Annotated in this window: 10 protein-coding genes; 2 read left to right on the forward strand and 8 right to left on the reverse strand. The window is 36.1% G+C overall.

All coding sequences use genetic code 11. From position 1 onward, the window contains the following. Positions 1–60: 60 nt before the first annotated feature. The 8 genes from A0F92_RS07110 to A0F92_RS07145 form a co-directional block, all read right to left on the reverse strand. Positions 61–1,956, reverse strand: coding sequence for a mechanosensitive ion channel family protein (locus A0F92_RS07110; protein WP_068243474.1), 1,896 nt, complete (start codon positions 1,954–1,956; stop codon positions 61–63). A gap of 80 nt (positions 1,957–2,036) precedes the next feature. Then, positions 2,037–2,528, reverse strand: a complete 492-nt coding sequence (locus A0F92_RS07115) for a DinB family protein (protein WP_068243721.1) — start codon at positions 2,526–2,528, stop codon at positions 2,037–2,039. A gap of 10 nt (positions 2,529–2,538) precedes the next feature. Then, a complete protein-coding gene (locus tag A0F92_RS07120) occupies positions 2,539–3,330 on the reverse strand; it encodes a TIGR00266 family protein (RefSeq protein WP_068243724.1) in 792 nt (263 codons plus the stop codon). 114 nt (positions 3,331–3,444) lie between these two features. Beyond that, the gene (locus A0F92_RS07125) at positions 3,445–7,047 is read right to left on the reverse strand and encodes an efflux RND transporter permease subunit (RefSeq protein WP_068243477.1); all 3,603 of its coding nucleotides are present in this window, start codon (positions 7,045–7,047) and stop codon (positions 3,445–3,447) included. A 51-nt stretch (positions 7,048–7,098) separates the two neighbouring features. Then, positions 7,099–8,301, reverse strand: a complete 1,203-nt coding sequence (locus A0F92_RS07130) for an efflux RND transporter periplasmic adaptor subunit (RefSeq protein WP_068243479.1) — start codon at positions 8,299–8,301, stop codon at positions 7,099–7,101. A 26-nt stretch (positions 8,302–8,327) separates the two neighbouring features. Next, positions 8,328–9,734 carry a TolC family protein gene (locus tag A0F92_RS07135; RefSeq protein WP_068243481.1) on the reverse strand — a complete coding sequence of 469 codons (1,407 nt, stop codon included), beginning with the start codon at positions 9,732–9,734 and terminating at the stop codon, positions 8,328–8,330. An 80-nt stretch (positions 9,735–9,814) separates the two neighbouring features. Further along, a complete protein-coding gene (locus A0F92_RS07140) occupies positions 9,815–10,441 on the reverse strand; it encodes a TetR/AcrR family transcriptional regulator (protein WP_068243484.1) in 627 nt (208 codons plus the stop codon). A gap of 293 nt (positions 10,442–10,734) precedes the next feature. Continuing rightward, positions 10,735–11,103 (reverse strand): YciI family protein, encoded by a 369-nt coding sequence (locus A0F92_RS07145; protein ID WP_068243487.1) that lies wholly within the window; start codon positions 11,101–11,103, stop codon positions 10,735–10,737. A gap of 218 nt (positions 11,104–11,321) precedes the next feature. On the opposite strand from A0F92_RS07145, the gene A0F92_RS07150 reads away from it, so the two are divergent. Both A0F92_RS07150 and serC read left to right on the forward strand, forming a co-directional pair. Further along, on the forward strand, positions 11,322–11,963 hold the full coding sequence (locus A0F92_RS07150; protein WP_068243490.1) for a DUF502 domain-containing protein: 642 nt from the start codon (positions 11,322–11,324) through the stop codon (positions 11,961–11,963). A gap of 83 nt (positions 11,964–12,046) precedes the next feature. After that, positions 12,047–13,117: a 3-phosphoserine/phosphohydroxythreonine transaminase gene (serC, locus tag A0F92_RS07155; protein WP_068243727.1), complete on the forward strand. Its 1,071-nt coding sequence runs from the start codon at positions 12,047–12,049 to the stop codon at positions 13,115–13,117. Positions 13,118–13,122: the final 5 nt, after the last annotated feature.

Genomic DNA, 13,122 nt, shown 5'->3' on the forward strand with positions numbered 1-13,122 from the left:
GAAATTAGGCTTTAGTTCAATAGAAAGTTATAAAAATGCTGAATAGCAATTCTACCCGATTTATGATTTATTTTTAGCATTATCTGGATTCATTTTTTCAGTATTTACTTTAAAACCCGGTGCAGTATAATTATCAGGCAGATAATCAGAAGGGATAGTGGTCTGATTTCCATCTCGTAAATTGGTATAATGCGCCGACATAATTTCTACGCCCGCTTCATTAAAAGTATCTTGTATATTGGCGTGCAAAAGGGAATATAATTCTGCCTGCTTATTGGGTTGTTTGGTGTAGGCATTAATCTGATAACTTACATAAAAGTCATTCAACGAAGTTTGCAATACAAAAGGTTCCGGATTTTTTTCAACATACGTTGTAGCTAATGCAGCTTTAATTAATAAAGCATGCACCTGCCGCCATGGAGCATCATACCCAATGGTAATAGTTGTATGCACAATTAAACCTCGTTCCGGCGCATCGCTGCTGTAATTAATGGTATGGCTATTTAAAATAGTAGCATTGGGAATAGAAATTATTTCATTTTTAATGGTTCTGATGCGTGTAACCAACAAGGTTTTTTCAATCACATCGCCTGAAACATCTGCTATTTGAATTCGATCACCCATTTTAAATGAGCGCATATATGTTAATACTAATCCTGCAATAATATTACTAAGTGATCCTGATGAACCAAACGTGAATAAGACCCCTAAAAAAACCGAAACCCCCCTGAATACAGGGCTATTTGAACCCGGCAGATAGGGAAAAATTACAATCAACAAAAAAGCAAACAAAAGAATTCGTATAATTTGATAGGAAGGGTTAGCCCAATCTGCATAAAAACCCGGAATAGATAAAGATCCCTTTTCAATTTCTTTTTTAAGATAACGAATGCCTTTTAAAACCAATCTAAATACAAATAGTATTACAATAATGGTAATTAAGTTGGGAAAATAATCCCAAATACCAAGTAAAATTCTTTTTAACGGATCAACAAAATAGGATAATAATTTTGTGGCAATTGCTTTAGTCCAAGGAAAAATACCAAACACCAATGGAAAAGCCAAATAAACAGCAATGAGGATAATGAGCCATTTTATAATACGCAGTAAAGATTTAATCAAATTTACTTCCTGATCAATAGAAAGCAATTCATAATTTTTAATTTTAATGCCTTGTATCTGTATAAAATTTGCTGAAGCAATTTTTGATTCAATTTTTGAAAATATTTTCTTTATATAATACACTAAAAATATCAACACAACAATAACGATCAATGCCAGTGCAACTTGCTTCAAAATATTTTGCCAAGAGGTTTCGTTACGATATTGCTGAATGGCAGTTTTAATTTTAAGTAGATACGTATTGGCTAATTGAAGTTTACTTACATTCTCCCATAACGCATCATTTTCTGTAATACTCATCACAACTAAATCATGAAACACTATATCTACCGTACTTTCATTATCCACAATACTTAGCGAATCAACAGCAAAATTATAATTATCGGCCAATGCCTGAATTCGATTGTTAATAGCATTTGCTCTGTCGGCAGCAGAAAAACTACCCAATGAAGTATAAACAGTAAACAAGGTATCACCAAAAGGAGCTACAGCATAACCATGCATTATTTTTTTTAATGAATCAATTTTTTGTTTTTGCATGGCCACACGAAGGCTGTCTTTTTGTTTCAAAACATCCAGTTCCTGCTGCAATGATTGTTTTTGTTGCTGATTGGCAGCTGAAAAGTTTTGCAATTTAAGTATGAGATTGATTCTTTTTAAAGAATCGGCCTGACGTTCCAGTTCAATTTGTTTCAATTGATTGGCTTGTTGCTGAATATATATTTGCTGTGCTGAATCGGTATGTAAAGCAAGGGTATCTTTTTTGTGCTGTGCCATTATTGAAATGGGCAGTAGCATCCAACACAGAATTATTATTGCATTTATCTTTTTCATCAGGCATAAATTTAATACATTTCAGTCATTCCCATTTGAGCCATGCAACATGATGTTGATAGAAGAAAAAGATAATCGTTTTAAGTTAAGGAAGCATAAAAACCCAAATCTTTTCCGGTCATTTGTTTGGTTAACAAAGCAATTTGACCGGTATGATAAGAAAAATGTTCGGTTACATGAACAAGAATGGCAATACCACTCATTTCATAAATTTGAACGGAATAATTTTTCAACAGGCAATCAGAGGAACAATTATTTGCTATTTGAACGGCTGCCTCTATAATCGCATTCAATTGCGTTAACAATGCCGCTTTAGATAATTGAGGTTTTTGCTCAAACTCTGCATTCCGATTGCGTTGAAAACCCTGCGCTCCTAAAGTTGCCAGTATATATTGGCTGATGTTTCCGCAAAGATGTACTATCAAATTACCAATACTGTTACTAACGGTATTGTATTGCTGCCAAACCTGTTGTTCAGACAATAAGGTAAAGCAATACTCCGTTTTCTTTACATTTTCCTGCCAGTAATGCAGGCAGGTTTGTACCAATGCTTGTTGAATATCATAAGTCATAACAATAATTTTACCAGCCATCACCATCCAATAAATTGCCCAGACCGCCGAGTACACTTCCTTCTTCTTTCCTTTTAAACGTAGCGTATTGTAAAATGCGGCCGGCCAGGCGGCTAATCGGCAAAGTTTGTATCCATACGGTTCCCGGCCCCCTGAGTGTGGCAAAGAAAACCCCTTCACCGCCAAATAATGTATTTTTAATACCTCCTACAAATTGAATGTCGTATTGAACAGTTGCAGTAAACCCAACAATACAACCTGTATCTATTTTAAGTAACTCGCCGGGTTGCAACTCTTTTTGTTCAACATGTCCGCATGCATGTACAAAGGCCATACCATCACCTTCTAATTTTTCCATTATAAATCCTTCCCCGCCAAACAAACCCGTTCCTAATTTTCTTTGAAACTCAATGCCAATACTTACCCCTTTGGCTGCACATAGAAATGCATCTTTCTGGCAAATTACTTTATTGCCCAATCGATTGAGATCGAGAGGAATGATTTTGCCGGGGTAAGGTGCAGCAAAGCTTACATGCTTTTTCCCGGCACTAACATTGGTGTAGGCAGTCATAAACAGATTTTCACCCACCAGCATGCGCTTTCCAGCCGAAAATAATTTGCCTAACAATCCGTTATTCTGGTTACTGCCATCTCCAAAAATAGTTTGCATGGTAATACCATCTTCCATCATCATAAAGGCACCGGGTTCAGCAACTGCTGTTTCATTGGGATCTAATTCTACCTCAACATATTGCATTTCTTCACCAATAATTCTATAGTCAATTTCATGATTTTGAATCATACCAAAAATTTTGTGTGAAAATACAAAAGGTTTTGCTGCATTTTGAATAGAAATAAAAAACAAAAAAGCCGCTATGAAAATATTATAACGGCCTTTTGTTAAAAACTTTAGATTTTAAAACCAACTTCCTATAAAAGCTTTATTTACATGTTTCAATTGCAGGCGCTTTCTTTTTTGAACATGCCTTCTGTGATTGTATAAAGTAATTAAAATCAATAACAGGAAGATGATGGTGAAAGGAGGAATGGCTAAGAAACTAATCCATTTTCCACCAAACATTCTGCGCATGGGCTTGCGTAAACGTTCTGCTATTAAATACATGGAAGGTACAATTACAAGTGTCATAAAGAATGCAAATGCCAAACCAAAAATAATGGTCCATGACAATGGCTTCCAGAACACCACATTATCACCTCCAAAAAAGATATGTGGATTTAATTCAGAAAATAAAGTAATGAAATTGATATTAAATCCAACTGCAATAGGAATAAATGCAAGGATGGCAGCCAATGCAGTAAGCAATACCGGTATAATACGGGTTTTTCCTGCAGCAATCACTGCTTCTCTTGTCTTCATACCACGGCCTCTTAGTTCATCGGCAAATTCTATTACCAAAATTCCATTTTTTACCACAATACCTGCAAGGCCAACAATACCCAATCCTGTCATTACAACAGATACCTGCAAACCAGATATTGCAAAGCCGAGTAAAACACCTATTACACTAAACACAATTTCTGTTAATATAATAATGGGTTTACTAACGCTATTGAATTGCAGTACCAGAATAATTAAGATAAGTGCCAATGCTATTAATAAAGCTTTACTTAAAAATGCACCGGTTTCAGCCTGTTGCTCACCCTCTCCCGTTTGTTTAATGGATACACCGGCGGGCACTTTGGGCTTAAACTGATCAATGTATTTTTTTATTACCTGGTTTACACCCGTTGCATCATAACCCTGATTGGTTAATACATTAGAGCGAAGGGTAATTAATCGCTTCTGATCTTTGCGCTTTACACTTCCCAATGTAGTAGTGGGTTCTACTTTTACTAATGCACTAATGGGAATATTTTTTACCGCACCACCCGATGCCATATCGCGGAATGAAATACGCATATTCAACAGATCGTTTAAATTTTGACGTTGATAATCCTGACTACGCAATTGAATTTTATATTCATCTTTCCCTTCTTTAATTTTTGATACTTCTTTACCAAATAAAGAAGTGCGAATTTGCTGGCCAATTTGTGCCGTTGAAACGCCTTCGGTTAAAGCCCTGTCACGATTAATGGTAAGGGTTAATTCAGGATTTTTTAAATCCACATCCATTTTTAATTCTTCCACACCTGGTACCTGAATGGAATCTAAATAATTTTTTAACGAAGTAGCCGTTCCAATTAAGTTATCAAAATTTTCGCTGGCAATTTCAATATTAATCGGAGGATCGGTAGGAGGGCCTGAGCTTTCCTGGTCAACAGTAATTTCGGCACCGGGTATTCCTTTCATAACTGCCCTAATCTGATCTAAATAAGGGGCAGTAGAAACACCGTGGCGTTTTTCATATTCCACAAATGAAACCTGAATTCTACCCAATTCACTTCTGGTACTTCTATCGCCACTCATCGGATCGCTGGCACCCACGGCCACATTGCTGATTACACTTTCAACAATAGGATTGGTTTTGCCTTTTGCTTCATCTATGCCCAAAACTTTATTCACCCTTCCTTCCAATACACGGGTAACGGAGTCAGTATATAACACATTCGTTCCAACCGGCAATTTCAGGTATACATAAATTTGGTTGGGATCCCCTTTCGGGAAGAATGTAATACCCACATGACTGGTACTGATAGCAATGGCAAAACCTACTACTGCCACAATTAATAAACCGAAAGTAACCAATAACAATTTTACAGGACGCCATCCTTGCAATGCCCAGCATAATAAAGTTTCATAATGATTCATGATCCAGGGCAATCCATGATTCTGGAAATAATGAATGGCATCATCTAACACAAACCTGTTTAATATAACCAGCAACATGAAGAAGATTAACAGATTACCAAAGAAGGTTAATCCGGTAATATCTAATAAAATACCGATGGCTATAGCTACCCAGAAAGAAGTTTTCTTAAAAAGATCTTTTTTAGGAGGCTTTACTTCATCTTCAGGATGATTCATAAAATCGACCGCAAAAACGGGGTTCATAATAAATGCTACTACCAACGATGCTGCTAATGTAAAGATGAGCATGGTGGGCAAGTAAATCATGAACTTACCTATAATACCCGGCCAGAATAACAAGGGGAAGAATGGGGCTAAGGTAGTAAGCGTTCCCGCAAATACGGGCACAAATACTTCTCCGGCAGCCATACGAGCTGAGGTTTGTATGGGTATTTTGCCTTTGCCTTGCATAAAAATACGATGGGTATTTTCAATTACCACAATAGCATCATCTACAATAATACCTAACCCAAACAGCAATGCAAATAATACGATAAAGTTTAAGGTTACATGCGAGCCTACAACTAAATCGGCTCCGGGCAAAAATACAAATGCCACAAACATACTCAGTGGAACAGAAAGGGCAACGAAGAATGCATTGACGACACCCATAAAAAACATCAACACTATTAATACCAATACAAAGCCAATTACAATAGAGTTAACCAAATCATTAAAAGAACTTCTTGTTTTAATACTTTGATCGCCTGTAACCATCGCCTTTAAATCTTTGGGTAATACAGTTTCTTTCATTTTTTCTACTACTGCTTTCACAGCATCACTGGTTTCAATCAGGTTTTCGCCGGAACGTTTAATGATGTTTAATGTAATTACATTTTTACCATCTAATCGGGCAAAGCTTTCACTTTCTTTAGTAGTATCTTTAATGGTGGCAATATCTTTCAAATAAACAGGGCCGCCGGTTTGGTTGCGCACAATAATTTTAGCAATATCGGCAGCGGTTTTTAACTGGCCTTTAATTTGCAGGTTGCGTTTCATATTACCCACATCTAATAAACCGCCTGATATATCTAAGTTTTCGCGCTGTACAGCATTACTGATATCATCAAACGTAATTCCTGCCGATTGCATGCGGAAGTTATCTACATTAATCTGGAACTCCCGATCGGGGGCGCCCACTTCATCAACCCGATTAATTTGGGGAATATTTTCCAATTCATCTTTTACATCATCAGCATATTTTTTGAGCTGTTGTAGATCGTAATCGCCACTCAGGTTTACATACATAATGGGTTGATCGCTAAAACTCACTTCTAAAACGGTAGGCTCTTGTGTTAAATCGGTAGGCAAATCTTGTTTGGCTTTATCTACTGCATCTTTCACTTTTTGGAGTGCCACTTCGGTTTTAACATCGGTTTCAAATTCAACTGTAATAGCTGAATAATCTTGTTGCGATGTACTGGTAAACTTTTTAATTTTTGCACCGGTAATGCCCTTTATTTGTTTTTCGATGGGGCGTGTTACCAAATTTTCAATGTCTTTAGGCGAGTTGCCTACATAAATGGTTTGCACATAAATAGTTGGAATAACAATATCAGGAAATTGTTCTTTGGGTAAAGTAACAAACTGATAAATGCCACCTAAACTAACAAAGAGCATAATTAAATAGATAGCCGTTTTGTTTTTAATACTCCATGTAGTAGGTGTAAACTCTTTAAACTTGCTGTTAATATCTTCTAATAAACTCATAAACGTATTTTAAAAGCTGCATGTATAAGGTTAACAATAGCTATAACGGTACTATAATTGTGTAGTAATTAGTTGCCCGTCGTACAAACTTTGGTAGCCATCGGTAATAATTTGATCACCTGCCTGTAAACCGCTTAAAATTTCAACACTATCATTATTCATCATTCCGATTTTAACGGGGCGTTTTTTAGCAATTAACCGATTGTTTTCTTTCACGGCTACTAACACATATTTTCCATTTTCATCATTTTGAATGGTGTTAATAGGTGCGGTAATGGCATTCAATGCTTTATAATCCTGAATGGCAACTACGGCTACCTGATTGGGATAAAACTCTTTACCGGAAGGCAATTTCGCTTCGGCAAAAAAACTGCGATTATTAGCATCAATTAAATTACCCGTAACACTAATAGTTGCATCAATGGTTTTATTAATGTCGGGCAATGTAATTTTTACCGGAGAACCTACAACTACTTTCCCCAAATAATTTTCAGGAACCTGTGTAGTAACTTTTAAATTATTGGTATTTACAATTTTTATTTGGGGCGATGTGCCTGAAAAACCTGTAAACAATTCACCTACCCGCACGTTTACATCATCGGCAACACCATCAATTTCAGCATATACTTTGGTATAGTCTAATTGCTGTTTGGTGATATTCAATTGTTTTTGTAAGGTGGCCAACTGGCTTTGTAAATTTTCAACATTATTTTTAGCAGTAATTAATTGTACCTCGGTACCAATATTTTGATCCCACAAGTTTTTTTGTTTTTGATACAATGTTTTGGCAAAAGCGAATTGTGTTTGAACGGTTTCTATATTTTGTTGTGCTGCTGTTAAGCTTTGTTGCGCAATGGCATCATCTAACTGTAATAACAATTGGCCTTTATGAATTTTGTCACCTTTTTTAACGTACAAAGCTTTTACTACACCGCCGGTACCTTTTGGTGCTACGTAAGCTATATTCACCGCATCAACCCTTCCCTGTAAATTAATAAAATGTATAAATGTTTGGGGGGCAACGGTTGTAAGCATCACTAATTTTGCTTTTTCAGTATTGGCAAATGCAGTATCTTGTTGTGCCAGTTTATTTTCCAGATCGCTGATTTGCTGATTAATTTTTTGTTGTTGCTTTTTTAAATCTGCTAACTGTTGTTTTTCTTTTTGAATTTCGGTAGAAGTGGTTTTACCTGAACAGGCAGCCATCAAAACCACTGTACCCACAACAAATGAAAATTGAAATATTTTTTGCATATAAATGATTTGTTTATTTGAATGAATTAAAGTTTTCCGGTTGCTTTTAAATAATCTACTTTGGCTATTACTGCATCATACATTGCACTGATGTAGTTGGTTTGGGCCGTTTTTAAATCGGTTTCGGCAGCAGTAATTTCAGTATTGCTTCCGGTACCCACTTCATATTTTTTCTTTGTTTGGCTATATACTGTTTCGGCCAGTTCCATATTTTTTTTCTGGAAATTGAGGGTTTGTAATGCAGAAGCAAAATTGAGCTGTGCTGTTTTTACATCATTATCAATAGATAGTTTTAAATTATCTAATGAATTATCGGTTTGTTTCAGTTCCAGCCTGGATTGTTTAATTTTAGCATCTTTTGCAAAACCATCAAAAATGGGAATACCAATATTTAAGCCAATGGCAGATGCGGTAAACCAATCGCCCTTGTGGTCAAAAAAATCAAATTTGCCCCGATAGGCTTGTTTTGCAAAGGAACCGGACAACGTAACAGATGGCAAATAACTCATTTGATACCTTTTAACATTGTATTGGTTTAATTTTTTAACCAGTTCTAAGTATTGATAATCTTTACGGTTATTGTATTGATAAACGGTATCGTTGAGAATATTGTCTTTTATAACGTCTTCATTAATTGTATCGGTTAATACCAATGAGTCTTTAACAGGCATTCCCATTAACATTTTTAAACCCAGATACCCTACTGCAATACTGTTTAAAGTTTTTTGTTTTTCTGTTTGCAGGTTGGCCAATTGTACTGAAGTTTTATCTACATCTAATTTTTCGGCAAAACCATTTTTATACAATTCCTGTGTATCATGCAACAGTTTTTGAAAACGCTCAATATTGGCATCTAACAATCCAATTTGTGTTTTACTGACTACCAATTGATAGTACACTTTGTAAATATTGGCTTTAATATTTTCTTCTGTTACTTCTACATTTTTTTGTTGGTATTGGATAGAAGTAGCACGGGCTTGTAAACCCACAAATACTTGTCCATCAAACAATATTTGAGTTAATGAAACATTGGCACTGGCATTATAAGGTGTACCAAACTGTGCCTGCACATAACCAAAGTCGGAAGGTGGCACAATAGGGTTACCCGCACCGTTTTTTACACCTTCCTGTACTAAAACACCATAGGTTGCTGCGGCAATAAAATTGGGAAAGCTTTGTACGGCCACATTGGGGTAATAGTTGGTACCAATACCACCATTAATTTGTGGCAGTGCAGCCGAAGTAACACCCCTGTTTATTTGCTGCTGAATTTGCACATTCAGTAAGGCATTTTTAATTTGTGTATTGTTTTTATGTGCATAATCAAGGCATTGTTGCAATGAAAAAGCATGCATCTGTTCATTGCTTTGTGCTTTTAAAGAAAAACTACTGCCGATTGCCAGCAGCCATAGTAGCGGATATTTTATCTTCATACAATTGTTTTTATCATGAATAGGTTGCAATTAGAATTTTAAATAAATATTTTTTATTATTTTTTTCATGTTTTTTAAATTTATTTAGCAATTGGTTTTTGTCGTTTTTGCAGGTATTTGGTAATTAGTTTTTGACCTTTAGGAGTGGCAATACCATATAAAAAATGGTGTGTGATGGCCTCAGCCAATTCATCTAAACTGTGTTTGCCGATTGCCTGTGTAAAAGATGGGTTGAATATTAAAAAAATTGATTCAATTCTGTAGGCTGCCATAATTTCAACCGGCAATTCACTCCTGTACAATTCCTCTTCAATTCCTCTTTTTAAATTGTTGGTAATTACCTGAAACAGGAATTTGTTTTTATGTTCATAAAATTGCTGAAAAGCTTTGGGATGGTATTTTTCCAGCTCAAACAAAAGCAGCGGGTTCATGTTTTTCAACATTTCTTCAACCATGTCAATGGCCAGAAACACTTCATGAATGGCATTTTCACTTTGGGAATATTGCAATTGGCAGTAATCGGCATTTCGGTTTATTTCTAACCGGATAACCTGTTCTACCAAATGATCTTTATCGGTAAAATATTGATACAGGGTTTTTTTACTCATCCCTAATTGAGAGGCAATTTCATCCATGCTAATACTGCGCACGCCAAAACGCATAAACAATTCATGGGCTTTTGTTATTATTCTCTCATCATGTTCCATAATGGCCGCAAAACTAAGGAAACTTTTAATGTAGCAAAAGTTTCTATTCTGTTTTTTAATATTATTTTTACATGAATGGTTTACGGGAAGGATGAATGAACAAACAAACGTTCGGTTATCAGTTTTCCGAATTGAAAATAAGTGTGTAATGATTGTTGGGTAAAATAAATTTTAAACATGTAAACAGGCCATTTTTGTTGAATACGATTTTTTTCAGTGACTGACCGGCAAAGTGAATATGCCAGCATTAAACAATTTTTTCCATACTTGTGTGATGCTCATGATACAAATAGCTATGCAACAGATAATAATAATGGTTGTTTATAAATATTCATTGTTGAATGCCGCATGATTTCTCTTACTTCAACCGTATTACCTTCTCCCCGCAGTACCGGCGCAGCTTTTGCAAATTGTGTTGCTTCTTGGGCCGATTCAGCCTTTATCATAATAAAACCACCCAGGGTTTCTTTAATATCGCCAAATGGTCCGTTTGTAACGGTTTTGTTATGGTGTACCACTTTTGCATTTTCAAATAACAATCCCGTTCCAACCATAAACTTGTTTTGGGCAGCAATACTATTTACCCATTCCATTTGTTGCTGCATCCAAATTTGCATTTGCTCAGGCGAAACTTTTCCTGTAGCGTTTCCGTGTCTGTAAATTAGTAAAAAACGCTTTCATGGCTTTTTAATTTTAATGAATGATGAATAGTTGCAGTGTATCTGTTTATAACAATTGATACGGCTAAAAAGGGACATGTCGCTTCCATCAATTATTTGAATATACTAAATTGATGCATTGTTATTATCCGTTTTTGGCAATAAAAAAAGTAAAATGGCATCCTGCATTTTTATATGCATATTTATTGTAAACTTGTGGTATGAAAAGGGAACGATTTTCCTTGATATTCCAACTCTTTCTTCGAAATATTTTTAAATATTTCTTACAAGGGCTTGCCGTACTTGCCCCCATTGGTATTACCATTTGGCTGGTTATTAGTTTGTTTAATTTTATTGATGGCATTCTTCCCAATATTATTCATTCCATTTTCCCGAGTTTAATAAAGGTAGATACCGATGGCAGTCTGAAACGTATACCCGGTGTTGGTTTTATAGTAGTGCTCACTTTGGTTTTATTAGTGGGTCGTATTTCTTCCTCATTTATTTTCTCTAAAATTGTAGAAGCTTTCGATTCCATTTTGGAACATACACCGGGCGTAAAATTTATTTATTCATCGGTAAAAGATTTTTTTGAAGCATTTTCGGGTAACAAAAAGAAATTTGATAAGCCGGTAATGGTGAATGTAGATGCTACTGATGTTTGGAGAATGGGGTTTATTACCAATAAAGATGCTGCTGGTTTAAACCTGCCCGACCATATTGTGGTGTATGTACCCCATTCATACGCAATTAGCGGCATAACCTATATTGTTCCAAAAGATCGGGTACGTATTATTCGCAATTTAAATGCTGCCGATGCCATGAAATTTATCATTAGCGGCGGCATTACCGAACACGATTAAACCCAATACCCTTTTAATGCATATTTATTAACGGCCTGCTTTGCTGCTATTTGATTAAATTGCAGCACTTTTTTTTAGCAACCATGAAAAAACATAATTTTAATTCCGGCCCCTCTATTTTGCCGGCTACGGTAATAGAACAGGCTGCTGCGGCCTTACACGATTTTAATGGCATTGGCTTATCTATCCTTGAAATTGGGCATCGTACCGATTGGTTTGTAGCAGTATTAGAAGAAGCAAAAATGTTGGTAAAACAACTGATGCAGTTGAATGATGATTATGAAGTTTTGTTTTTACACGGCGGAGCCACCACGCAATTCATGCAAATTCCCATGAACTTTTTATCGCCCGGCGAAACTGCCGCTTATTGCGATAACGGCATTTGGGGCAGTAAGGCTATACAGGAAGCGGGTTATTTTGGAAATGTTCATATTGCAGCTTCTTCTAAAGATAAAAATCATACTTATATTCCTAAAAATTTATCGCTGCCTGAAAAAGCCAATTACCTGCATATTACCACCAACAATACGGTTGAAGGAACACAGTGGCATCAAATACCACCCACAAATTTGCCATTAGTAGCCGATATGAGCAGCGATATTTTTAGCCGACCCATGCCCTTTAATCAATTTTCATTCATTTATGCGGGTGCACAAAAAAACATGGGTGCAGCAGGGGTAACATTGGTGGTCATCAAAAAGGGATGGGCAGCTTCGGTACAAAAGCCGGTGCCCCCCATTATGCACTATCAAAAACACATTGAAGCAAAATCGCTCATGAATACCCCACCGGTTTTTGCTATTTATGTAGCATTATTAACCCTTAGATGGATTGTTGCGGAAGGCGGATTGGCTGCTATGGAAACAAGAAGCCACCAAAAAGCTGACCTGTTATACCAAACGATTGACAGTTTGCCCATTTTTACTTCAGCCATTGCAAAAGAAGACAGGAGTTTAATGAATGCTGTATTTTTTATGAAGAATGAAGCATTACTCCAGCCTTTTTTAAAAACCTGTACCGAAAATGGAATGATTGGCGTAAAAGGTTACAGAACTGTGGGTGGCTTAAGGGTAAGCATGTATAATGCCTTACCGTTAGAAAGTGTTCAGGCATTTTGCCAACTGGCGCAGGATTTTGCACAAAAACACGGTTAAATTAT

This window comes from Hydrotalea flava (assembly GCF_001623405.1).
Classification (GTDB): Bacteria; Bacteroidota; Bacteroidia; order Chitinophagales; family Chitinophagaceae; genus Hydrotalea; species Hydrotalea flava.